21 protein-coding genes are annotated in these 24,063 nt (G+C 61.6%); 8 read left to right on the forward strand and 13 right to left on the reverse strand.

What is annotated here, in order from left to right; all coding sequences use genetic code 11:
- Positions 1–4: 4 nt before the first annotated feature.
- From ACW5XC_RS05085 to ACW5XC_RS05105, 5 genes are read right to left on the reverse strand one after another with little or no spacing between them, the layout of a single operon-like run.
- Complete coding sequence (locus ACW5XC_RS05085) at positions 5–3,181, reverse strand: efflux RND transporter permease subunit (RefSeq protein WP_042054011.1); 3,177 nt, start codon at positions 3,179–3,181, stop codon at positions 5–7.
- Positions 3,174–4,214, reverse strand: a complete 1,041-nt coding sequence (locus tag ACW5XC_RS05090) for an efflux RND transporter periplasmic adaptor subunit (RefSeq protein WP_042054013.1) — start codon at positions 4,212–4,214, stop codon at positions 3,174–3,176. The genes ACW5XC_RS05085 and ACW5XC_RS05090 overlap by 8 nt, the downstream gene beginning before the upstream one ends.
- Before the next feature lie 41 nt (positions 4,215–4,255).
- The gene (locus ACW5XC_RS05095) at positions 4,256–4,726 is read right to left on the reverse strand and encodes a YeeE/YedE family protein (RefSeq protein WP_042054014.1); all 471 of its coding nucleotides are present in this window, start codon (positions 4,724–4,726) and stop codon (positions 4,256–4,258) included.
- Between the two features lie 13 nt (positions 4,727–4,739).
- Positions 4,740–5,153 (reverse strand): YeeE/YedE family protein, encoded by a 414-nt coding sequence (locus tag ACW5XC_RS05100; protein ID WP_042054016.1) that lies wholly within the window; start codon positions 5,151–5,153, stop codon positions 4,740–4,742.
- Positions 5,153–5,467, reverse strand: a complete 315-nt coding sequence (locus tag ACW5XC_RS05105; RefSeq protein WP_005338008.1) for an ArsR/SmtB family transcription factor — start codon at positions 5,465–5,467, stop codon at positions 5,153–5,155. The genes ACW5XC_RS05100 and ACW5XC_RS05105 overlap by 1 nt, the downstream gene beginning before the upstream one ends.
- An 88-nt stretch (positions 5,468–5,555) precedes the next feature.
- On the opposite strand from ACW5XC_RS05105, the gene ACW5XC_RS05110 reads away from it, so the two are divergent.
- The 5 genes from ACW5XC_RS05110 (at position 5,556) to ACW5XC_RS05130 (ending at position 8,788) form a co-directional block, all read left to right on the forward strand.
- The gene (locus tag ACW5XC_RS05110) at positions 5,556–5,741 is read left to right on the forward strand and encodes a YgaP family membrane protein (protein WP_042054017.1); all 186 of its coding nucleotides are present in this window, start codon (positions 5,556–5,558) and stop codon (positions 5,739–5,741) included.
- A 54-nt stretch (positions 5,742–5,795) separates the two neighbouring features.
- Entirely contained in the window at positions 5,796–5,984 is a 189-nt protein-coding gene (locus ACW5XC_RS05115; RefSeq protein ID WP_236727569.1) for an FAD-dependent oxidoreductase, read from the forward strand.
- The gene (locus tag ACW5XC_RS05120) at positions 5,948–7,057 is read left to right on the forward strand and encodes an NAD(P)/FAD-dependent oxidoreductase (RefSeq protein ID WP_236727570.1); all 1,110 of its coding nucleotides are present in this window, start codon (positions 5,948–5,950) and stop codon (positions 7,055–7,057) included. The genes ACW5XC_RS05115 and ACW5XC_RS05120 overlap by 37 nt, the downstream gene beginning before the upstream one ends.
- Before the next feature lie 380 nt (positions 7,058–7,437).
- Entirely contained in the window at positions 7,438–7,842 is a 405-nt protein-coding gene (locus tag ACW5XC_RS05125; protein WP_042054018.1) for a hypothetical protein, read from the forward strand.
- Between the two features lie 217 nt (positions 7,843–8,059).
- Positions 8,060–8,788 carry an MgtC/SapB family protein gene (locus ACW5XC_RS05130; RefSeq protein ID WP_042054020.1) on the forward strand — a complete coding sequence of 243 codons (729 nt, stop codon included), beginning with the start codon at positions 8,060–8,062 and terminating at the stop codon, positions 8,786–8,788.
- Positions 8,789–8,879: 91 nt separating this feature from the next.
- On the opposite strand, the gene ACW5XC_RS05135 is transcribed toward ACW5XC_RS05130, so the two are convergent.
- The 8 genes from ACW5XC_RS05135 to grpE form a co-directional block, all read right to left on the reverse strand.
- Positions 8,880–9,890 carry a LacI family DNA-binding transcriptional regulator gene (locus ACW5XC_RS05135; RefSeq protein ID WP_074042676.1) on the reverse strand — a complete coding sequence of 337 codons (1,011 nt, stop codon included), beginning with the start codon at positions 9,888–9,890 and terminating at the stop codon, positions 8,880–8,882.
- Between the two features lie 27 nt (positions 9,891–9,917).
- Positions 9,918–11,333, reverse strand: coding sequence for a glycoside hydrolase family 32 protein (locus ACW5XC_RS05140; protein ID WP_042054022.1), 1,416 nt, complete (start codon positions 11,331–11,333; stop codon positions 9,918–9,920).
- Positions 11,333–12,697, reverse strand: coding sequence for a sucrose-specific PTS transporter subunit IIBC (locus tag ACW5XC_RS05145; RefSeq protein WP_040065997.1), 1,365 nt, complete (start codon positions 12,695–12,697; stop codon positions 11,333–11,335). The genes ACW5XC_RS05140 and ACW5XC_RS05145 overlap by 1 nt, the downstream gene beginning before the upstream one ends.
- 83 nt (positions 12,698–12,780) lie before the next feature.
- Positions 12,781–13,737, reverse strand: a complete 957-nt coding sequence (locus ACW5XC_RS05150; RefSeq protein WP_074042679.1) for an aminoimidazole riboside kinase — start codon at positions 13,735–13,737, stop codon at positions 12,781–12,783.
- A gap of 115 nt (positions 13,738–13,852) precedes the next feature.
- Positions 13,853–15,358, reverse strand: coding sequence for a carbohydrate porin (locus tag ACW5XC_RS05155; protein WP_143182591.1), 1,506 nt, complete (start codon positions 15,356–15,358; stop codon positions 13,853–13,855).
- Positions 15,359–15,621: 263 nt separating this feature from the next.
- On the reverse strand, positions 15,622–16,764 hold the full coding sequence (dnaJ, locus tag ACW5XC_RS05160; RefSeq protein WP_042053030.1) for a molecular chaperone DnaJ: 1,143 nt from the start codon (positions 16,762–16,764) through the stop codon (positions 15,622–15,624).
- Between the two features lie 101 nt (positions 16,765–16,865).
- On the reverse strand, positions 16,866–18,794 hold the full coding sequence (dnaK, locus tag ACW5XC_RS05165) for a molecular chaperone DnaK (RefSeq protein WP_042053028.1): 1,929 nt from the start codon (positions 18,792–18,794) through the stop codon (positions 16,866–16,868).
- A 298-nt stretch (positions 18,795–19,092) separates the two neighbouring features.
- Positions 19,093–19,668, reverse strand: a complete 576-nt coding sequence (gene grpE, locus ACW5XC_RS05170) for a nucleotide exchange factor GrpE (RefSeq protein ID WP_005338036.1) — start codon at positions 19,666–19,668, stop codon at positions 19,093–19,095.
- Positions 19,669–19,959: 291 nt separating this feature from the next.
- On the opposite strand from grpE, the gene nadK reads away from it, so the two are divergent.
- The 3 genes from nadK to ACW5XC_RS05185 all read left to right on the forward strand — a co-directional run bounded on the left by nadK (position 19,960) and on the right by ACW5XC_RS05185 (position 23,928).
- On the forward strand, positions 19,960–20,844 hold the full coding sequence (gene nadK / locus ACW5XC_RS05175; protein WP_005338038.1) for an NAD(+) kinase: 885 nt from the start codon (positions 19,960–19,962) through the stop codon (positions 20,842–20,844).
- A 250-nt stretch (positions 20,845–21,094) separates the two neighbouring features.
- On the forward strand, positions 21,095–22,759 hold the full coding sequence (gene recN / locus ACW5XC_RS05180) for a DNA repair protein RecN (RefSeq protein WP_042053026.1): 1,665 nt from the start codon (positions 21,095–21,097) through the stop codon (positions 22,757–22,759).
- 278 nt (positions 22,760–23,037) lie between these two features.
- Positions 23,038–23,928, forward strand: a complete 891-nt coding sequence (locus tag ACW5XC_RS05185) for a manganese-dependent inorganic pyrophosphatase (protein WP_042053024.1) — start codon at positions 23,038–23,040, stop codon at positions 23,926–23,928.
- Positions 23,929–24,063 lie beyond the last annotated feature (135 nt).

Consider the following 24,063-nt stretch of genomic DNA (forward strand, 5'->3'; position numbering starts at 1 on the left):
CCCGTCATGTGCGTCGGGAGAGCAGGGCATAATAGAGCAAGGGTATCACCACCAGGGTGAGCAAAGTGGAGACCAGGATCCCGAAAATCAGGCTGATGGCCAGTCCGTTGAAGATGGGATCATCGAGGATAAACAGAGCCCCGATCATCGCCGCCAGCGCCGTCAGCATGATGGGTTTGGCCCGCACCTGCGCCGCTTCGATCACCGCCTGCTCGAACGCCACTCCGGCGCTGCGCTGCTGCTCGATAAAGTCCACCAGCAGGATGCTATTGCGTACGATGATCCCGGCCAGGGCGATCATCCCGATCATCGAGGTGGCGGTAAACTGGGCTCCCAGCAGGGCGTGGCCTGGCATCACCCCTATGATGGTGAGCGGAATAGGAGCCATGATGATGAGTGGCACCAGATAGGATCGGAACTGGGCCACCACCAGCAGATAGATGAGGATCATCCCCACCCCGTAGGCGATGCCCATATCGCGGAAGGTCTCGTAGGTGATCTTCCACTCCCCGTCCCACAACAGCGCCACCTCCCCCAGCTTGTCGGGCTGCTGCACGTAATACTGGGGCAGATCGATGTCGGCACCGGCGGCAAACATGCCGTAGAGCGGGCTGTCGGTATGGCCACCCATGTCGGCCACCACCATCACCATGGGCTGCATGTTCTTGTGCATGATATAGCTGGGGGCCAGCTCATCACGGCGACTCACCAGCTCGGAGACCCGCACCAGCTGGCCGCTCTGGCTGCGCACCTTGAGGGCCAGCACACCCGCCAGATCCCGTTTGTCACCGGGAGCCAGTTCGATGCGGATCGGCACCGGATACTTGGCGCCGTGCCCCTGCAGCCAGCTGGCATCCTGATAACCCACCCCGCCATTGAGGGTGTTCACCAGATCCCCGAGATCGACCCCGAGCAGGGCCGCCTTGCTGCGATCCACCACCAGCCGCCACTTGGGCTGCGGGTCGGTCAGATAGATATCCACATCCACCAGATCCGCCGTGGCCACAAAACGGGCCTGTACAGCGCGAGCGGCCGCTTCGCGGGCGGCCTGAGTCGGGCCATAGATCTCGGCAACGATGGGGGACCAGACCGGCGGGCCGGGGGGCACCTCAACGACTTTCAGGTTGCCCCCTGCCGCACTGGCAATGGCCTGCAGCGGCTCCCGAACCGACTGGGCAATCTGGTGACTGCTGCGATCCCGCTCATGCTTGTCTACCAGATTGACCTGAATATCCCCCACGTTGGCGCCGCTGCGGATAAAGTAGTGGCGCACCAGGCCGTTGAAATTGATGGGGGCGGCGGTACCGGCATAGATCTGGTAATCCTTCACCTCAGGCACTTTGGCAAGCTCTCGCCCGACCGCCAGCAGGGTGCGCTCGGTCTGCTCCAGGGTCGCCCCCTCCGGCATATCGAGCACCAGCTGGAACTCCGACTTGTTGTCAAAAGGGAGCATCTTGAGCACCACCCACTGCACCACCGGCATGGCGGTGGCGGCCCCGACCAGCAGCAACACCACCAGCCAGAGTTTGCGTCTAGCGCGCTTGGCGCCATCACCGATCAGGAAAGGAGTCATCAGCCGGTGAAAGAGGCCAGCCTTGGCCTCGCCGTGGGCACCGTGCACCTCACCCTTGAGCAAATGGCTCGCCAGCCAGGGGGAGAAGATGAAGGCCACCAGCAGGGAGATAAGCATCCCCATGCTGGCATTGATGGGGATGGGGCTCATGTAAGGGCCCATCAGACCACTGACAAAGGCCATCGGCAGCAGGGCCGCAATGACGGTCAGGGTCGCCAGTATGGTCGGCCCCCCCACCTCATCCACCGCCCCCGGAATCAGATCCTTGAGCGCCCCATTGCCCAAACCGCGATGGCGGTGGATGTTCTCCACCACCACGATAGCGTCATCCACCAGAATGCCGATGGAGAAGATCAGCGCAAACAGCGACACCCGGTTGAGGGTAAAGCCCCAGGCCCAGCTGGCAAACAGGGTCAGTGCCAGGGTGATGACGATGGCCACACCCACCACCAGCGCCTCGCGCCAACCCATGCTCACCAGTACCAGCAGCACCACCGCCGTGGTGGCAAAAATCAGCTTGCCGATCAGGGTGTTGGATTTGGTCTCGGCGGTAACGCCGTAGTCCCGGGTCACCGTCACCTCGACCCCGGCAGGAATAAGCCGATTCTTGAGACTCTCGACCCGCGCCTCCACCCGCTTGGCCACATCGACCGCGTTCTGGCCCGGCTGCTTGCCGATGGCCAGGGTCACCGCCGGATAACTGGCCTGCCCCATCCCCATCCAGCTGCGCTTGGTCGGAGTCTCCTGACCCAGAGAGACCTTGGCCACCTCCCCCAGATAGACCGGCTTGCCGTCGTGCAGCCCCACCACCAGCTCTCTAGCCTCCTGCTCACTTTGCAGGAACTGCCCCAGCTGCACCTTGATCTCCCGGTTATCTTGCTCGATGGCCTGTGTCGGGCCCACCTGATTGGCGGCCGCAAGTCGCTGGCTCAGCTCACCCCAGCTGATGCCATGGGCGCTGAGGGCCGCCGGATCCGGCATCACCCGCAACACGGCACTCTGGCTGCCCAGCGTGTAAATATCACGGGTACCGGGAATGCGCTTGAGTTCGGTCTCCAGCTCATGGGCGACCCGGGTCAGCTCGGGAGCCCCAAGTTGCTTGCTCCCCTCTTTGCTCCAATCTTTGCTCCATAAGGTCAAACTGACGATGGGGACATCATCGATCCCCCGGGGTTTCACCAGCGGCTGACCGACTCCGATCCCCTGTGGCAACCAGTCGCGGTTGGAGTCGAGCTGGTTGTTGAGATCGACGATGGCCTGCTCGCGGCTCACCCCCACCTTGAACACCACCACCAGCAAGGCGCCATCGGGTTGGGAAAAAGAGTAGAGGGTATCAATGCCCTTTATCTGGGAGACCACCTGCTCGGCAGGGGTAGTGACGAGAGAGGCCACTTCAGCCGGAGTGGCTCCCGGGAAGGGAATGTAGACATCAGCGAAGGTGACATCAATCTGCGGCTCCTCCTCCTTGGGGGTCACCAGCACTGCAAACAGGCCGAGCAGCAGCCCCACCAGCGCCAGCAGCGGGGTGATAGCCGAGCCCTGAAACAGCGCAGCCAGCCGACCCGCGGGCCCCAGCCTCTCCTTGTTGCCGTTCAGCTCGCTACTCATGGGCCACCTCCTGCTGCTGCGCCCAGCCATCGGGAGCCAGCTTGTCACCGGCTTGCAGCCCGGCCAGGATCTCGCACTGCCCTTCAAAGCAATGGCCGACCCGCACCGGCGTCAGGGCCCAGCCAGCGGGTTGCTGCAGATAGACGCCGTTGAACTCCCCTTGCCGCAGCAGGGCGCGATCCGGCACTTGCAACACCTGACGTTCACCCTGTTTGAGCTGCACCTTGAGCCACATTCCGGGCAATACCCCGACGGTTTGCGGCGGCAAGTCGAGGCGCAACCTGAAGGCGTGGCTCTGGCTGTCGGCATAGTTGAAGCGGGTCAATTTGACCGGGGTAACAGACTTGCCATCGGGCAGCAGCACCTGCACATCCGCAGGCTCACGAGCCAGCGTCAGGGCGGATTGGGGCAACTCCACCTCCACCCGCAAGGTGTCGAGAGAGAAGCCGGAGAGCAGCGGGGTACCGGGGGCGACAGTCTCCCCCAACTCCACCAGCCGTTTGGTCACCACTCCGGCGTAGGGAGCCAGAATGCGGGTATAACCGTAGGCCTCGCGGGCCTGAGTGAGAGCCGCATCGGCAGCATTCACCTCGGCGCGGGCGGCGCGATCCGTCGCCTGGGCATTATCGAGCTGGGCGCGGGTGATCACCCCCTTGGCGATCAGCGCCTGAAAGCGGGCAAGCTGGCGCTCTGCCTCCACCTGCTGGGCCTGCGCCCGGGCCAGCCGTGCCTCGGCACCCGTGACGGCGGCAAACTGCTCTTTGCCGCTGATCTCCAGCAGCGGTTGCCCCGCTTGCACCTGATCGTTCACATCCACCAGCATGCGGGAGACCCGGCCGCTGGTCTGGGCCGCCACCGTCCCCTGATTGATGGCACTGACGGTGCCATCCAGCGTCAGCCAGTCGGTCACCGGCTGTGGCGCCACTGTCAACAAGGGCTCTGGCTCCCCGTCCGCGGCAAAGGCCCGGGGGGATGTCATGGCCTGCGATGTCATCACCAACAAGGTGATCCCCAGCAACCGGATCTTTTCCATCATCACTCTCCTTCCCTGGCGTAATCTGTCACTTCACGGGATCAGGCGGTATGGGACTGGCGCACCTTATCCTTCCCCCGAGCTGGCGCCTTGGCCAGCACCCTGGCCAGTCCTTTGTCAAACAGCAAGATCCCGGCCACCATGGCCGCTATAAACAACATTATCATGGGCTGCCCGCTGGAAATGAGACTCAGAGCAGGCCCCGGGCAGATACCCACCAATCCCCAGCCGATGCCAAACAGCGCAGCCCCGCCGATCAGCCTGCGCTCGAGCCGAGGAGCTGGTACGGCGGCGATGGGCTCCCCCAGCACACTCTGGCGACGGGGTTTCACCAGCAAGAAGTAACCCGGCATAAAGACCAGCAGGGCGCCTCCCATCACGAAGGCGAGGCTGGGATCCCAGGCGCCAGCCAGATCGAGAAAACCGGTGACCCGAGCGGGATCCACCATGCCGGAGATGGCCATCCCCAGTCCGAACAACACACCCGCAAACAAACTTGTCAGCAACTTCATGGCGATCAGCCCCTTACAGCAGATGATGAGTGACGAAGACGGTGATAAAGCCTGCCGCCATAAAGGTGAGGGTGGCGACGATGGAGCGCAGGGAGAGCCGCCCCATGCCACAGATGCCGTGGCCGCTGGTGCAGCCATTGCCAAGACGGGTACCGACCCCGACCAGCAGACCGGCCAGTAGCACAACGGGCCAACCGGGCAGCGTGGTGAATGCAGGCATGGTGGCCCAGCCCAGGGTCAGCGCCAACCAGGCACCCGCCACAAGCCCCAGCAGAAACAGCACCCGCCACGGCGCACGGTGTTGCAGCGCACCGGCCAGAATACCGCTGATCCCGGCCACCCGGCCGTTGAACAACATCAGGATCAGGGCCGACAGCCCCGCCAGCATGCCACCGCCCAAAGAGAGCAGCCATTGGCTTTCCATCATCAAGATTCCTTATTTTCTGAGTGACAAAAATGGGTTTGCAGCGCCCCCAGCACATCGGCGGCCGCCTCGCTCACCAGCGAGTAATAGATCTGCTGGGAGACCTTGCGCGAACGGATCAGGCCGTAGCGCTTCAATACCGAAAGTTGCTGGGAGAAGGCCGACTGCCCGAGTTGGCTATGGGCCAGCAGCTCCCCGACCCCCTTCTCCCCCTCCACCAGCTGGCAGAGCACCATCAGGCGTTCGGGATGAGCCAACGCCTTGAGCAGGGAGGCGGCGGCTGTCGCATGTCTGTTCATCTCGTCGAATTGGCTCATAAGAGTAAATTAGCAATTGCTGATATTTGTTCTATTGTATAAAACAACACTAAATTAGCAATATCTAAAGTAGATAAGGAGAAAGAACATGACAGTAGATAACGGAGTCAGAATCGTCGCGGGTTGCATGTTGCTGCTCTCGCTGATCCTTACCACCTGGGTTCATCCGGGTTTTGTCTGGTTGAGCGTGTTTGTCGGGGTCAACCTGATCCAGAGCGCCTTCACCGGTTTCTGCCCGGCAGCGATGATCCTCAAACGGATAGGATTTAAATAACTGGGTCGGATGACCCTGCTCACATGAGCGTGTAATAAACGCAGGAGGCTGAACATGGCAACGGTAATCGTCATCGGCGCGGGTCTCGGAGGCATGTCTGCCGCCTACGAACTCAAGGCCGAACTGGGCAAGCAGCATGAGGTGATCCTCATCAATGACAAGCCGGACTTTGAATTCACCCCCTCCAACCCCTGGATTGCCGTCCAGTGGCGGGAGCGCAAGGAGACCTCGATCCCCATGTGAAGAAAAAGGGGATCCGCTTTATCCATGCCGCCCTGACCGAGCTGCAACCGGCGGTGCAGCAGCTCACCCTCTCCGATGGCCAGACCCTGCGTTACGACTTTCTGGCGATCTGCACCGGCCCGGCCCTCGCCTTTGACGAGGTAGCGGGGGCTGGCCCCGAATCCGGTGGCACCACCAGCGTCTGTACCCTCTCCCACGCCGAAGAGTGCCGTCACAGCGTCAGCGCACTGGTCGATGATCCCGGCCCTGTGATTGTCGGCGCCATGCCGGGCGCCTCCTGCTTCGGCCCCGCCTACGAGTATGCGTTCATCCTCGATCGCCACCTGCGCGACAAGAAGGTGAGAAAAAATGTGCCCATGACCTTTGTCACCAGCGAGCCCTACATCGGCCATCTGGGTCTCAACGGCGTAGGTGACTCCAAGGGGATGCTGGAGAGCGAACTGCGGATGCGCGACGTGCAGTGGATCTGCAATGCCCGCACCGTGGCGGCGCAAGATGGCCAGATAACGGTAGAGGAGCTGGACGATGAGGGCAATATCAAACGCACCCACACCCTGCCCTACAAACACGCCATGATGCTGCCCGCCTTTGTCGGCATTGCGCCGCTGCGGGGCATCGAGGGGCTGGTCAATCCCCGCGGCTTTGTCATCGTCGACGAGCACCAGCGCAACCCTGCCTTCCCGCAGATTTACGCCGCCGGGGTCTGCATCGCCATTGCACCGCCGCACAAGACGCCGGTACCAACCGGGGTGCCCAAGACCGGCTATATGATTGAAGCGATGGTGCGCACCCTGAGTCACAACATCAAGGCGGAGCTCAGCGGCCAGCCGCCAGTGACCAAGGCAGTATGGAATGCCATCTGTCTGGCAGACATGGGGGACACAGGTGCCGCCTTCGTCGCCATGCCGCAGATCCCGCCGCGCAACGTCGCCTGGTTCAAGAAAGGAAAGTGGGTCCATCTGGCCAAGATCGCCTTCGAGAAGTACTTTCTGCACAAGATGCAGGTGGGGGATACCGAGCCCATCTACGAGAAACTGATGCTCAAATACCTTGGCATCGACAAGACCGAATGACCCCGTAGACCCGGCCCTCGCCGGGTCTGCTTTTGGCGGCCCTGCGCGGCAAAACGGGCTTTCGATTATGTTTCAAGATGTTGCTGCAAGCGGCGCGGGGTTTACCCTGCCCGCCGCCTCGGCTATCATTCGAGCCTCTTATCAATAGCGGAGACCATCAGTGGGCAACTCATCAAGTGACAGTTGTAGACCGACCCTCATCGTCGGTACCAAGGTCGCGAGCTAGCCGCAGGTCTTTCTCTGCCGCATGCTCGCAACCCTGCGAGAAGCGGAAATCCACTCCCCTCTTCTCCCTTTTTACACTTGACGTCTGGCAACCAGTGGCCAACCGCCACGGTCGCCATGCCTGCATAGTTTCTGCTTCCCACAAGGAGGCTGCTATGCGTTTTATCTCAATCAAACCGGCTGCGGATCGCGCGGTCACAACAGGTTCTGTTGCAACCCGGACTCACCCCCTGTTGAACCGGCTCGGCCGTGGCATGCTGCCACGCTGGCTGGGCGGCAAACCGCGTCAGCATCACTACCGGCTGCAGATCCGCTGCGAGGATCGCGCCGATATGGAGCAGGTGCTGGATATGGTGAACCACACCTTGCAACCGGCGGGGCTGCAACCGATGCAATCGATGAAGCCGGGTCACGGCGGCGGGCGAGAGCTGGTGCTCAACCTGCAGTGCACCCCGCCCCAGCGCCGCTATCTGGTGCAGTTTGTTCATCAGGTCGGGGTGGCACATCCGGTTCGCTGGCAACTGCGCCCGCGCATCGACTGCGATCCCGAACTCAACTGACCGCACACCTGCGTTAACAACAGTGAAAGGGGCCAGCCACGCTGGCCCCGCTTGTTGCGTCCTCTCCGAGCGTCAGGGCATCTGATGATGCTCGCGCCCCGGGACGCCGCGTTTTGTTTGTCTGCTGGCCATCCGCGCAATCATCCCCTGATCCATCAGCCTCCCGGCGTTTCATCATGGATTGCGCCAAGCCAGCGCTTATCAGAAGGAGTACGCCATGAAGATGTGGCAACAAATTGACATGATCTCCCTGCTCGACACCCTGGCCAGCCTGCTGCTCGCCTTTGTGCTTGGCAGTCTGGTCGGGCTGGAGCGCCAGTACCGCCAACGTACCGCAGGCCTTCGCACCAACGTGCTGGTCGCCGTGGGAGCCGCCCTGTTCGTCAGTCTGGCCCAGCGCATCTATGACCTGCACGGTGGCAGCTACAGTGTGGTGCACGTGGTGGCCTATATCGTCTCCGGCATCGGCTTTCTCGGCGCCGGTGTCATCATGCGCGAGTCGGGCAATATCCGCGGCATCAACACCGCCGCCACCCTGTGGGGGGTAGCCGCCGTCGGTGCCGCCTGTGGTGCCGGGCTCGCCATCGAGGCGATTCTCGGCGCCCTGTTCGTGCTGGCCGCCAACACCCTGCTGAGACCGCTGGTCAATCAGATCAACCGGCGTCCGGTGGACAATCTCGACACCGAGGTGACCTACAAGGTGACGGCGCTCACTCCGCGCGAGCACCAGAAAGAGGTGCTGCATTGGCTGGAGGAGATGCTGGAGCAGGCCAACTACCCCCTGAGCGAGCTCGACATCGAGCCGTTTGGCGAGGGGGATCTGGAGATCTCTGCGGTGCTGCTGGCTACCTCCATCGATGGCGACGAGCTGGATGCCCTGATGGTGAAACTCGGCATCCACCCCCATATCAAGCAGGTGTTCTGGCGCACCAGTACCACCGATTGAGCCGTTGGTCAGAGGAACGAGCCATCCGCCCGCAGCAAAAAGCCCCGCCAGCAATGGCGGGGCTTTCTCATATGAGATGGGCGAAGAGTGGCTAGCGGCGACTGCGCCAGCGCACCCTGGGGGTGATCACCCGGGCAGTCTGCGCCGGGGGATTGCCCGCAATCAGTTGCTGCATCAGCTCGAAAGCGGCGAGAGCCAGCGCCGGACAATCCTGCGCCACCGAGTCGATGCGCATGGGAATGCAGTCGAGCAGGTCGTGATCATCGAAGGTGCACAGGCGCATCCCTGTCTCCATCAACCCCGCCTCGTTAAGGTAGCGCAGTACCCCTTCCAGCAGGGTAAAGGAGGCGGTAAAGAGCCCCCTGGGGGGCGCCCCCAGCTCGGCCACCAGCTCGGCCATCAGCTGATAACCGGAGCTCGGCTGGTAGTCGCGATGACGCACCCTTGCTGCATCGGCTTCAAAACCGGCGCGATGAAGCCCCAGCTCATAGCCCGCCAGCCGGTGACGGCTGGGGGAGAGATCCAGCAAACCGCCGAAGTAGTAGATCTCCTCGCCGCACTCGCTGGTCATGTCCCGCACCAACTCGGCGGTGGCCTTGCAGGCATCGGAGATCACCATGGGCAGGCGCGACTCGCCAATATGGCGGTCGAGCTGCACCACCGGCAGGCGGTCGTGAATGCGGGCATAGATGTCATCGCTGTGGCCGCTGGAGGCGACAATCAGCCCATCCACCTGACGGCTGATGAGGTTGTCCACCACCCGCTGCTCGAGGGCGGGATCATCCTCGGAGCAGGCGATCAGCAGCTGGATACCCGCCTCCCGGCAGTGGGCCTCGAGGGCACGGGCAATGCGGGCAAAACCGAAGTTGGTGAGATCGGGGATCACCAGCCCCCAGGTGTAGCTGCGGGTCTCGCGCAGGGAGCGGGCGTGAAAGCTCGGCAGGTAGTGACACTCCTCCGCCACCGCCTGAATGCGCTTGCGGGTATCGTCGGCAATCCGGTACTCCGCACTCTTCCCGTTGAGCACCAGACTGGCGGTCGCCTTGGACACCCCCGCCAGTTCGGCGATCTGGGCAATCGTGATCCGTTTCTTCTTCTCCACCTGGCCTCCCGGCTGACTAGAACCGGGCTATTGTACTAGGCACGCCGACAGCGGCCAGTGATTGAGGCAAATTTTGCAGCCATCATCGCCGTTACCTGATGAAAGTTGCGGCTTTTCCCCGGGGAAGTAGCGCGCCGACAGGCTGTGACGCCCCTCATCGATGAAACACTCCAGACTGGAGCGATCACACAGGACGGTGATCCGCCCGCCAGCCCATGGGCTGCTGCGGGTCTCCCATACTCCGCTCTGCCAGTTCTGGCGCCGCAAGGTGATGCGCCCCGGCTGCCAGCACAGCTCGGCCACGGCACCGAACCAGAGGCTCCCCTCACCACACAGATCCAGATCGAGCCAGGCCGAGTCGATGGCCAGCCCCGGAAATTCGCCGAGCGTCCCCGCGAAGCGGGTCAACTCTCCCTTCAATGCCGCAAGCTCCGCCACAGGCCGCTGGCAGAGCCACTCATCCTGCCAGAACAGCTCCCGCGGGCAGCTCATCTGGTGGATCCAGCCGTGAGCGACCGTAGGTTGGCTCATCTCGTTCTCCTCCGGCAGCCCCAGCCAACCGAACAAGAGGCGGCGCCCCTGACTGTCTCGGGTGGTTTGCGGCGCATAGAACTCGAAGCCCCGATCCAGCTCGTGGAAAGCCCCGTGCGCGAAGTGCTCGCCGTCGAAATCCCCCGCCAGCCAGCCGCACTGGTAGAGGTTGCGATAATCCTCGCCTGCCGGGGCAATCCCTTGCGGGCAGCTGATCAGCACATGGCGCTCCCCCAGCGGGAAGAGATCCGGGCACTCCCACATATAGCCAAACTCCCCGAGGCCGCCGTGCCCGCTGCCGGCGATAGGGCCCACCAGCGTCCAAGCATCCAGCTTGTCGCCGCGATAGAGCAGCACTTCTCCCTGGTCATCCAGGGTGCGAACCCCCAGCACCATCAGCCACTGCTGGCCGTCGTGCCACACCTTGGGGTCGCGCACGTGGCCGCTGTAGCCTTCGGGCAGATCCAGCACAGGCCCCAGCTTGGCAAAACCACCCTCACCGTCGGCCCGGGCCAGACACTGATAGGCGGTGCGGCCGCCATCCTGGTATTTGACATTGCCGGTGTAGATAAGGGTCAGACGCCCCTGCTCGTCGCTCACCGCAGAGCCCGAATAGCAGCCGTGGCTCTCATAGGCTTCGGTGGGCAACAGCGCCACCGGCTCGTGCTGCCAATGCAACAAATCGGTGGAGGTGACATGGCCCCAGCCCTTGTTGCGGTGCTCGCAGCCAAGCGGGTTCCACTGGTAGAAGAGGTGGTAGCGCCCGTTGTGCTCGATAAAGCCGTTGGGATCGTTGAGCAGCCCCACCGGGGCTGCCAGATGCCAGCGGGGCCGATGGGGATCGGCCGCCGCCTTGAGCTGTCCGGCCAGCAGCGACCGGACAATCTGGTTGAGAAGATCGCTTTCCTTCATCACTCCACCTTGTACTTGAGCAGGTAGGAAGCGGCGAAAGCGGCGCCAAAGGCGATCACCAGCCCGATGATGTAATGAATAAGGCTCATGGGCTGGACGATGGCCATGCCGGGAATACCGGTCAGCCCCACCGCCGTCATCCCCACCTTGGCCGCCACCACGTAGGCGCCGCCGCAGGCCCCGCCAAACAGACCGGCGAGGAAGGGTTTGATATAGCGCAGGTTCACCCCGAAGATCGCCGCTTCCGTGATACCCAGCAGGCAGGACATGGCAGCCGGCACGGTAATGGCCTTGATCTTCACGTCGCGAGTCTTGAAGTAGACCGCGAGGCAAGCCCCGCCCTGCGCCACGTTGGCCATGGCCCAGATGGGCAGCAGGAAGTTGACGCCAATTTGCGGATTGGCCAGCAATCCCGCCTCGATGGCGTGGAAGCTGTGGTGGATGCCGGTGATGACGATAAGCGAGTAAGTGCCGCCAAACACCAGCCCCGCCAGCCAGCCCGCCTGCTCATAGAGGGCGCTCAGACCAAACGAGATGCCATCCCCCAATACCCGACCCGCCGGGCCGATAAAGAGCAGCGCCACGAAACCGGTGATGATGACGGTGAGGAACGGCGTGAGGATCAGATCCAGTGCATCCGGAATGCGCTTGCGCAGCTGTTTCTCCAGATGGGACATAAACCAGACTGCCAAGAGCACCGGGAAGACGGTACCCTGATAGCCGATCATCGCCACATCCAGTCCGAAGAAATCCATGGTCTTGAAGCCACCGGCCACGCCCCAGGCGTTGGTCAGCGCCGGGTGGGTGAGGATGCCGCCAAGGGTCGCCCCGAGGTACGGATTGCCGCCAAACTCACGTGCTGCCGTAAAACCGATGAGGATCGGCAATATGATAAAGGCCGCCGAGCTGAACATGTCGAGCATCACAAACAGGGCGCTGTCGGCATTGGCCCAGCCGTAGGTGCGCACCATGCCGAGCAGCCCCATCAGCAGGCCCGAGGCGACGATGGCCGGAATGATCGGCACGAAGATGTTGGAGAGGGTTCGCGCCAACCGCTGGGCCACGTTGAGCTTGGCCGCCGCCATGTCGGTCAGCTCCGCCTTGCTGGCGGTGCCGGTACCGGTCAGCGTCACAAACTCCGCATAGACCTTGTTGACCAGACCGGTGCCAAAGATCACCTGAATTTGGCCCGCGTTGCTAAAGCACCCCTTGACCCCCTCCAGCTTGTCGATGGCGGCCTTGTTTACCTTGCTGTCATCGGCCAGCACCAGCCGCAGCCGGGTGGCGCAGTGGGCAGCGCTGACGATGTTCTCCTTGCCCCCGAGCAGGGGCACCAGATCCTTGGCTATCGCACTGATATTCATATTCTTCCTCTTATGACCCGCCACGCTGGCGGGCCCTTGTCACATGAGAGTAGGGGCTGTCGAGCCGGGCTTCTAGCCGCAGATCAACAGCCGCTTGTGTCTGATCGCAAAAAGGCATCCAGTTCGGAGCGGGTCGGCAGCGCCGTCATCGCCCCCTTGGCGGTGGTGGCGAGCGCCCCGCAGCCGTGGGCCTGAGCCAGAATGGCGGGCAACTCGGCCAGAGTCGGCAGCGACGAGCGCCCGGCCAGCGCCGCCAGCAGCCCGGCGACGAAGGCATCCCCCGCCCCCGTGGTGTCGATGGGCGTCACTTTCTGCCCCACCCACTCCAGCAACTCGCCATCAAGGTGAGCCACCACACCGGCCGCCCCTCTGGTCACCAGCACCAGCGCCGGGCCAGAGAGAGTTGCAAGCCCGGCGACCAGATCGTCCTCGCCGCTCAGCAGTTGCAGCTCCTCGATGGAGAGCTTGACCACATCCGCCTGTGTAATTGCCTGACGCACCAGCGGCAGCATCTCGGCGGAGTTGCCCCACACCTCGGGGCGCAGGTTGGGGTCGAAGCAGACCCGCCCGCCTGCCGCCTTGATGTCCGCCATGGCCTGCAGGCAGCTGGTGCGTACCGGCTCGTTGGCGAGCGCGATGGAGCAGGTGAGCAACCACTGACCGGCGTCGAAGCGGGGCAACTCATTTGGGGTGAGGAACTGGTCGGCACTGGGGCGCACCATAAAGGTGAAGCTGCGCTCCCCCTCGTCATCCAGTTCTACCAGCACGGTCGAGGTGCGATGGTCAGGATCGAGCCGCAGCGCGGCCACATCCACCCCCTCTCCGCTCAGGGTGTCGGCCATAAAGCGGCCGAACGGGTCAGCACCAACCCGGCCGATAAAGGCTGCATCACCACCCAGCCGTGCCACACCAACCGCCACATTGGCGGGCGCCCCCCCCGGACACTTGAGGTAGTGCAACGCCCCTTCCGGGATCAAGTCCACCACCGCATCCCCCATTACCCACACACGATTCGTCACCTTGCTACTCCACTGCTGCATCGGATCCACGGTCAAACCCGAACTCTGTTCTGTTGGCTGGCATTATCAGCTAAACCGTTTTAGCCAACCAACAGATCTCGGCACCGGTTGCCATTTTTGTGATCGGGATAACGAACTAGAACCAGGTTTCCATCTGCACACCAAAGTTCCACTCGCCACCGGCGGTGAAGTTGCTCTGGCCCATGGCATCGTCGCTGGCGTATTTGTCGAGCTCGGAGGACCAGTCCATCCAGCTGGCGAACACCCTAAGCTCGGGACGTTCGAAGAAACCGGCGGTTTGCGCCTTGAAGGTGGGGGCGAAGGTGAGCTTGGTGAAGTTGCCGTTCACCGCCTGGCGTCCCTTGTAGCCCTTGGGATCGAGATCCATGTACTGCCAGGCCGCCTCGTAGACCAGCTCGACGTTCTGGCTCAGCACCTGCGCCACCCGGGTATTGAAGGTGAGCCAGCGGTACTCGTCCCCTTTCACGTAGCGATCCTGACTCTGCTCGGCCAGCAGGGCCGGGGCAAAACGCCAGCGCGGATTAAGATCGGTAGCGCCAAACACGGCGACCCGCACCGCATCGGCGTCCGGCAGCAGTTCGCTGTCAGAGCCCAGCCCCTTGACCTCGGCCCCCAACCCATGACCGTACAGCACCGCTGCCTTGGCAAAACCGGGGTTGATGCCGAAGAAGCTCTCGCCGTGGTAGGCCAGCAGGGTGTGTGCCCCCTTGTCCGCTGCCTCGCTGCCCGCCCCCTTGTCATTGATGCGGGCGTCATTGTCCTTGGCCGAGAGGCCGTTCACCATCCACTGCCAGTTGCCGACGCGGTTGTTCATGGTGAGGATGTAGCTCTCGATATCGGAAAGACCGCTGGCGCTGATGTCGCCGTAATCGCGGCCATAGAGAGAGAAGTTGGCCTTCCAGCTGTCGGCCAGCTGCACGTCGTAAACGCCGCCGCCGGTACCGGCCAGGAACACCACGTCGGAGTCGAGCCAGTGGATGTCGAAGTTGTCGCGGTCAAAGCGCTTGCCCGCCCACAGCACCGCATTCTTGAAAGGGCCGTCGAAGCTCGCCAGATTGCCGATCTCGGCAAACACCTGACGGGTATTGAGGCTCGAATCGCTGGCGGTCCAGTCGTTGCTGGTCTCCACCCCGTCTGCCAGCATCAGCTTGTAGCGAGCCCAGCTGCCATCCTCGAAGGTCTGGGTTTTCAGCAGGTTGGCCTCCATGTAGGTGTCATCCTCGTTGCCAAGGCGACCGACAGCCCCGCCCACGGATCCTGCCGGGGTGATGTAGGGGCCGCCGCGCCCGCCGTTGCCATTGCTGTTTACCAACAGGCCCGAGCGGGCATAACCGTGAAACTCGAAGCCCTGGGCACCAGCGGTCTTCTCATCCACCTTCTGGCTGCGGTTGTTGGCCACCTGCGCCTGCTCCCTGGCCGCGCTCGCCTTCACTTCCGCCTGACTGGCACGGCTCTCTGCTGCCTCGGCTCTCGCTTCAGCCGCCTGTACCCGCGCCTCCAGCGCCGCCAGACGGGCCTCGACACTCTCACCTGCAACGCTCGCCTGCGCCGCCCACAGCGGGCTGCTCATCCCCAATCCCAGCGCTACCGCCAGCGCCAACTTGCTCTTGAACATCATCATCTTCCTCACCTGTCATCTGTGGCCCGGACGGGCGCTGTTGTTATCGACAGACGGAGCATAGCTAAACCGCTTTAGCTAGCTCAATACAGCAACTAAACCGTTTCAGCAACAGTGTGAGCGGGATAACATTTGTACAGCAGGAATTGGCGGGAGTTGTGAGGAGGATCCCTCATCAGGATCCACTCAATAAGGCGGATCCTGGCGATATACGGGCAAAAAAAGAGCCGGCACAAGGCCGGCTCTGTTTATTCGGGTCGCTGAAATCAGCTGGTCAGATCGTCGAAGAAGCGTTTCACCCCTTCGAAGAAGCCTTCCGATTTCGGCTTGTGGGTCTTGGCAGCGGCACCGCTGAACGACTCGTCCAGCTGGCGCAGCAGCTCTTTCTGCTGCTCGGTGAGGTTGACCGGGGTTTCGATCACCACCTTGCACATCAGATCCCCTACCTGACCTGAGCGCACTGACTTCACGCCCTTGCCGCGCATGCGGAACATCTTGCCGGTCTGGGTCTCCGGAGTGACCTTGAGCTTGACGCGGCCATCCAGGGTCGGCACTTCAATCTCGCCACCCAGTGCAGCTGCGGTGAAGCTAATGGGCACTTCGCAGTAAAGGTTGTTGCCGTCACGCACGAAGATCTCGTGCTCTTTGACGTGCACCTGTACGTAGAGATCACCTGCCGGTGCTCCCGCTTCCCCCGCTTCCCCTTCGCCGGAGAGACGGATGCGATCGCCGGTATCGACGCCCGCCGGAATTTTCACCGACAGGGTCTTGGTGCGCTGGTAGCGACCTTCACCGTGGCACTTGCGGCACGGATCCTTGATGATCTTGCCGCGACCGTGACAGTGCGGACACGCCTGCTGCACCGCAAAGAAGCCCTGACGCATCTGCACCTGGCCGGAGCCGTGGCAGGTCGGGCAGGTCTGGGCGCTGCTACCGGTATGGGCACCGGAGCCGTTACAGACTTCACAGTGAACCAGGGTAGGCACCTTGATCTCCTTGGAGACCCCGCGTACCGCCTCTTCCAGGGTCAGCTCCATGGTGTAACGCAGGTCGGAGCCACGGGCCGGGCCACGACGGCCACCGCCACGGCCACCGCCGAAGATGTCACCGAATACGTCACCAAACATGTCGGCGAAGTCGGCACCGCCGCCAAAGCCACCGTGGCCACCGCCACCCTGGCTCGGGTCGACACCGGCATGGCCATACTGGTCGTAACGGGCACGCAGGTTGGCATCGGTCAGGACCTCGTAGGCTTCCTTGACCTCTTTGAACTTCTCTTCGGATGCGGCATCACCCTGATTACGATCCGGGTGATACTTCATGGCCAGGCGCTTGTACGCCTTCTTGATCTCGCGATCGTCGGCATCTTTCGCCACACCCAGTACTTCGTAGAAATCGCGCTTCGACATACTCATCCTGTGGTTACGCAGACGGGCGTTGGTTACCCAACGCCCGTGAATTCATTGACCAAGCCGATGGGCGAAGCGGGCTTCGCCCATCTGGGTAGGGCTTACTTCTTGTCGTCTTTCACTTCTTCGAACTCGGCGTCGACTACGTCGTCGTCAGCCTTGGCAGAAGAGGAGGACTGACCGGCATCAGCACCGGCTGCACCCTGGGCCTGAGCCTGCTGCTGGGCAATTTCCATCAGCTTCTGGGACGCTTCCAGCAGAGCCTGCTGTTTGGCTTCGATAGCAGCCTTGTCGTCACCCTTGATGGCAACTTCCAGCTCGCTCAGAGCGGCTTCGATCTTGGTCTTGTCGTCGGCAGGCAGGGCTTCACCGGCTTCGGTGATCTGCTTGCGTACGGAGTGGACCAGACCATCAGCCTGGTTGCGAGCCTGTACCAGCTCTTCAAACTTCTTGTCCTCGGCCGCGTTGGCTTCGGCTTCGCGTACCATGCGCTCGATCTCGTCATCAGACAGACCAGAGGAGGCCTGGATGGTGATTTTCTGCTCTTTGTTGGTCTCTTTGTCTTTCGCAGAGACGTGCAGGATACCGTTGGCATCGATGTCGAAGGTCACTTCGATCTGCGGCAGACCACGCGGTGCCGGACGGATGCCTTCCAGGTTGAACTGGCCCAGAGACTTGTTGTCGCTGGCGCGCTTGCGCTCACCCTGCAGCACGTGAATGGTCACGGCAGACTGGTTGTCTTCGGCAGTGGAGAACACCTGGGACTTCTTGGTCGGAATGGTGGTGTTCTTCTCGATCAGCGCAGTCATCACGCTACCCATGGTTTCGATACCCAGGGAGAGCGGGGTAACGTCCAGCAGCAGTACGTCGGTCTTGTCACCGGACAGTACGGCGCCCTGGATGGCAGCACCCATGGCCACGGCTTCGTCCGGGTTGACGTCTTTACGCGGCTCTTTGCCAAAGAACTCGGCAACGGTCTTCTGAACCAGCGGCATACGGGTCTGACCACCAACCAGGATTACGTCGTCGATCTCGCCAACTGCCAGACCGGAGTCTTTCAGGGCGACACGAACCGGCTCCAGAGAGTCCTTCACCATGTCTTCTACCAGGGATTCCAGCTTGGCGCGGGTCACCTTGATGTTCATGTGCTTCGGACCAGTGGCATCTGCAGTGATGTACGGCAGGTTGACGTCGGTCTGCTGGGCAGAAGAGAGCTCGATCTTGGCTTTCTCGGCGGCATCTTTCAGACGCTGCAGAGCCAGCTGGTCGTTGCGCAGGTCGATGCCCTGTTCACGCTTGAACTCGTCTACCAGATAGTTGATGACGCGGTTGTCGAAGTCTTCACCACCCAGGTGGGTGTTACCGTTGGTCGCCAGTACTTCGAAGGTGGTTTCGCCTTCCACTTCGTCGATCTCGATGATGGAGATATCGAAAGTACCGCCACCCAGGTCATATACGGCAACCTTGCGCTCGCCCTTGACCTTGTTCACGCCGTAAGCGAAAGCAGCAGCAGTCGGCTCGTTGATGATGCGTTTTACATCCAGACCGGCGATGCGACCGGCATCCTTGGTAGCCTGACGCTGGGCGTCGTTGAAGTAGGCCGGAACAGTGATGACTGCTTCGGTTACCGGCTCACCCAGATAGTCTTCGGCGGTCTTTTTCATCTTTTTCAGCACTTCGGCAGAGATCTGCGGCGGTGCCATTTTCTTGCCCTTCACTTCAACCCAGGCGTCGCCGTTGTCAGCTTTGGCGATGGCGTACGGCATGATTTTCAGGTCACGCTGCACTTCTTCATCTTCAAAGCGACGACCGATCAGACGCTTGATGGCGAACAGGGTGTTTTTCGGGTTGGTGATGGCCTGACGCTTGGCCGGCTGACCAACCAGGATCTCGCCATCATCGGCATAGGCAATGATGGACGGAGTAGTACGATCGCCTTCTGCGTTCTCGATCACGCGAGCAGTGTCGCCATCCAGAATAGCGACGCAGGAGTTGGTAGTACCCAGGTCAATACCGATGATTTTACCCATTTGACGAATCTCCAAATACTTTGAATAAACTGGCGAGGAACTCGCCTTAATGCGTTAACGGCTAGGTGGGGGCTGCCAATCTGGCTTTCAAGCTCCCGGCATCAAATTTTTTGTGCCGCCGCGGCCTTGCACCCTATATGGGGTCGCCAGACGCAGCTTCAAGCCCCAACCCTAAAAAACCACACCCTTTGTCATGGTTGCGCGGTCACGTTGAGCCGTAAAACCGGGCAAGATGAACAGGTGCTGCACTGCGAAACAAAAAGCCCGCCACGGGGCGGGCTCGGGCACCCACAGCCAATCAGTCGACCGCTTTGGCGATCATCACCATGGCAGGACGGATCACCCGACCGTTGAGGTCATAGCCCTTCTGCATCACTGCAATGACGGTGTTCGGGGCCACATCGGCACTCGGTACCATGCTCATCGCCTGATGGGCGTTGGGGTCAAACGGCTGGTTGATCGGGTCGAGCGCCACCAGACCAAACTTGGCCACGCCGCTCTGCATGGATTTCAGGGTCAGCTCGACACCTTCGATCATCGGCTTGAGGGCTTCGTTCTCCTTGTCGGCCAGTTCGATGGCACGCTCAAGGTTGTCCAGCACCGGCAGCAGTTCATTGGCGAACTTCTCCAGAGCGAATTTGTGCGCCTTCTCCACATCCAGCTCGGTACGACGACGCAGGTTCTCCATCTCGGCGGCGGTACGCAGGGCGCGTTCACGCTCTTCCGCCGCTTTTTGGATGGCGGTTTCCAGCTGCGCTTCCAGTTCGGCAATGCGGGCCTGTTCGGCTGTCACTTCACTGTCTACATCGGTCGGCTCGACTGGCTGGGCTTCCACTTGCTCCATCGCTTCAACCTTTTGCTCTTCGTGGTTCATGACATCTCCAATTCCGGGGTTACTTATGAGGGCCCTGACGTCTGGTTGAGCGACCGGACGACAACAGACCGACTATGTTGGCGCTATTATGGGGATGCATCCCCGGCTTTCAAGGGGTAAAGGGCAATCTGGGTTGCTGAATAGCCGCAACCGTCGGTTTATCCGGGTTGCCGCTCACCGTTTAACCAGTAGCCTCAAGGGGATAGCCGGCCCCGTCACACGGGAGAGCGTCACAAGCGGAGCAAAGCACTGTATACTGGCCCGCAATACCCATCCCAGATCTGACTGACTATGGATTCTCCGTTCAAAACCATCGCCCTGATTGGCAAACCCCACCATGAGGGGGCCAACCAGACGCTGACCGGCCTGCATCAATACCTGACCGCCCGCGGCTTTCGGGTTCTGGTGGAGAGCCGGGTCGCCCAGACCCTGAGCATCCTCGATGAAAACGTGATGGATCTGGTGCAACTGGGCCAGCAGGCCGATCTCGCCATCGTGGTCGGCGGTGACGGCAACATGCTGGGGGCGGCGCGAGTGCTGTCGCGCTTCGATGTGGCGGTGATCGGGGTCAACCGGGGCAACCTCGGCTTTCTGACCGATCTCTCGCCGCAGGATTACCTGCTGCCACTGGAGCAGGTGCTCTCCGGCCACTACAAGAGCGAACACCGCTTCCTGCTGGAAGCCTCGGTCTATCGCCACGGCGAGCGCAAGTCGAGCAATCTGGCGGTCAACGAGGCGGTACTGCACCCGGGCAAGATCGCCCACATGATCGAGTTCGAGGTCTATATCGATGGCAGCTTTATGTATAGCCAGCGCTCGGACGGCATCATAGTGGCCACCCCGACCGGCTCCACCGCCTACTCCCTGTCAGCGGGTGGCGCCATCCTCACCCCCAAGCTCAACGCCATCACGCTGGTGCCCATGTTCCCGCATACCCTGAGCAGCCGCCCCATCGTGCTCGATGCCGACAGCGAAGTGCGGCTGCTGGTCTCGCCGGACAATCAGGACGATGCCATGCAGGTCAGCTGTGACGGCCAGGTGACCCTGGCGGTCCACCCGGGGGACGAGATCCTCATCAAGAAGAGCCACCACCAGCTTCATCTGGTGCATCCCCTCGACTACAGCTACTTCCACGTGCTGCGCAACAAGCTCGGCTGGGGCAGCAAGCTGTTTTAATCGGCGCAGACCGACAACGGCATTGCCAGAGAGGGCGCCTGAATTGGCGCCCTTCTCATTTCTGTCTTAGCAACGTCCCCTGCACTCTCATATCCGTACCGCGTCCTAATAGTCAGTACCGCATTCTCATAGCCATGGCGTACTGGCGCGGCTTTCCTTTGTTAAAAATGGCGGCACCCTCTTTACTGTATATAAGACCAGTATATACTGGATGCATACACAGTAATGTTGGCCTATACAGGATGAGACCATGCTGACCCAGCTGACCGTCAACAACTTCGCCATCGTCAAGTTTCTCGAACTCGATCTGCAACCGGGCATGACCTGCATCACAGGGGAGACCGGTGCAGGTAAATCCATCGCCATCGACGCTCTCGGTCTCTGCCTCGGAGAACGGGCCGAAGCCGGCATGGTGCGACCCGATAGCGACAAAAGCGAGGTCAGCGCCCGCTTCCTGCTGGACAACAACCCGGCCGCCCGCGCCTGGCTCGCCACCAACGAACTGGAAAACGAAGGGGAGTGTATCGTGCGGCGAGTCATCTCCGCCGAGGGCCGCTCCCGCAGCTATATCAACGGCGTGCCCGTCCCCCTCACCCAGCTCAAGAATCTGGGCCAGCTGCTGGTCAACGTACACGGTCAGCATGCCCACCAGATGCTGCTCAAACCCGACTATCAGCTCGCTCTGCTCGATGGTTATGCCGGTCACCATCTGCTGCTCGACGAGGTGCGCCAGCACTATCAACAGTGGCGTCAATTGCAAAACGAGCTGAACCGGCTCAAGGCCGAGCAGCAGCAGCGGGAAGCCCGCCGCCAGCTGATCGAGTATCAGGTGCAAGAGCTGGACGAATTCGCCCTGCAACCGGAGGAGTTCGAAGAGATAGAGGAGGAGCATCAGCGTCTCGCCAACGGCACAGAGCTGATGCAGGAGTGCGGCGCTTGCCTCGACCTGCTCTATGACAACGAAGAGACCACTATCGCAGGGCTGCTGCAATCGGCCGTCGATCGGGCCGAGGGGCTGGTCAGCATGGACAGCCGCCTCACTCCGGTACTGGAGATGCTGAACGAAGCGCTGATCGGCGTGCAGGAGAGCCACAGCGAACTGCGCAGCTACCTCGATCGGCTGGAACTGGATCCCGAGCGTTTTAACGAGCTGGAGGCCCGCCTCTCCAAGGCGATCAATCTGGCCCGCAAGCACCATGTCAAACCGGCAGATCTGGCTCAGTACCATCAGGAGCTGGCCTCTGATCTCGCTCGCCTCAACTCCGACGAAGAGCGGTTAGAGGGGATGGAAGATGAGCTGACCGAGGCCCGTCAGGCTTTTGTCCAGGCCGCCGAGGCCCTGAGCCAGAGCCGTCAGCGTTACGCCCAGGAGCTGGGCGCCAAGGTAACCAGCAGCATGCACGAACTGGCGATGCCCGATGGCCGCTTTGCCATCGAGGTGCGCCCCGATGCCCAGAGCAGCCTCTCTCCGCTGGGTATAGATCGGGTGGAATTTATGGTCACCACCAACCCGGGCCAACCGATCCAGCCGCTTGGCAAGGTGGCCTCAGGCGGTGAACTGTCGCGCATCAGTCTCGCCATCGTGGTGATCAGTGCCCGCAAGATCTCCACCCCGACTCTGATTTTCGACGAAGTGGATGTGGGGATCAGCGGCCCGACTGCCGCCGTGGTGGGTCGCCTGCTGCGCCAGCTCGGCGAGTCCACTCAAGTGATGGTGGTCACTCACTTGCCTCAGGTGGCAGGCAACGGCCACCAGCATATGGTGGTGAGCAAGCATACCGATGGCAAAACCACCGAAACCCGGATGGATGCGCTCGACCAGAATGCCCGTCTCAATGAGCTGGCACGCCTGCTCGGTGGCGACCAGATCACCGACAACACCCTGGCCAATGCTCGCGAGCTGCTGCGCCGCTGAATCAGGTGATAACGCGTTTTGCAGCGATGGCGACTGATAGCGCTGACAAAACATGCTAACTTCGCAGGCTCGGACGAGTGCCATAACCTGCACAGTCAGCAATAGCCAATAGCCAACTGTGAGCACCGAACTCGCGTCAGGATTACCGACCCAGATCAATAAAATGGCGAGTTAGGCGAAGCTGGCAGCAACATGGGCGTGGATCCGGTTGCCTTCATGTGGCGGATTTCGCATAGTGTTGCCCCCCTTTATGGGTATCCAATTGTGAGGCTTTGTCTATGATCCACGTTTTTGGTCACAAGAATCCTGATAGCGACAGTATCTGCAGTGCGCTGGTTATCACCGACTGGCTCAATGGCCAGGGCCGTCAGGCCACCCCATGGCGTCTGGGTGACCTGCGCACCGAAACCCGTTTTATTCTGGAGCAGGCTGGCGTCAGCGAACCCGAGTTGCTGACCAAAGATCTGACCGGTGAAGATGTCTGGCTGGTGGATTTCAGTGATCTGGAACAGGGCCCTGCCACACTGGCACAAGCCAATGTACTGGGCCTGGTGGATCACCACCGTCTCGGTACCCTGGTCACCCAGTCTCCGCTGGATGCCTGGATCCGGGCCGTCGGCTGCACCTGCACCATCGCCTTCGATCTGCTGAGCCAGCAAGGCACTGTGACCCGCAGCCAGGCTCGCCTGATGCTGGGCGCCATCATGAGCGACACCCTCTGTCTCACCTCGCCGACCACCACCGAGCAGGACAAGCTAGCCTGTGAGCGTCTGGCACCGCTGGCCGAAGTATCGCTGGCCGAATTCGGCCAACAGCTGCTGATGGCGAAAACCGACCTGAGCGGCCTGACTCCAGCTCAACTGCTGCAGCAGGATGAGAAGGCATTCCAAGCCGAAGGGTTGAACTTCATCATGAGCCAGATCGAAGTGGGCAGCGAACAACAGCTGGCCGAGCACCTGCCAGCCCTGCAGCAGGAGATGGCCCAGCGCGTGGCGAGCGAAGGGCTCGACTTCTTCGTGTTGATGGTGACTGACCTGACTGCGGCTGCCAGCCGTATCTACTTTACCGAGCACGCCAAAGTACCGGCAGAGTCCAGCTACCACCCGGGCTTTGTCAGCCGCAAGAAGCAGGGTCTGCCCTGGGTGATGGATCTGCTGGCCAAGGCCTGATCCTCCCTCGCCATCACCTATTCCAAAGCCCTGTCTCTGCGCAGGGCTTTCTCATCGCCACCGCCAGTCGCCCCCCTCTTGCTGACCATCATGCTCACGACTGCGGCCTCTCGCTTACTCCTTTCTCGGCTTATT

It is taken from the genome of Aeromonas sp. 25-AL00135 (assembly GCF_054052385.1).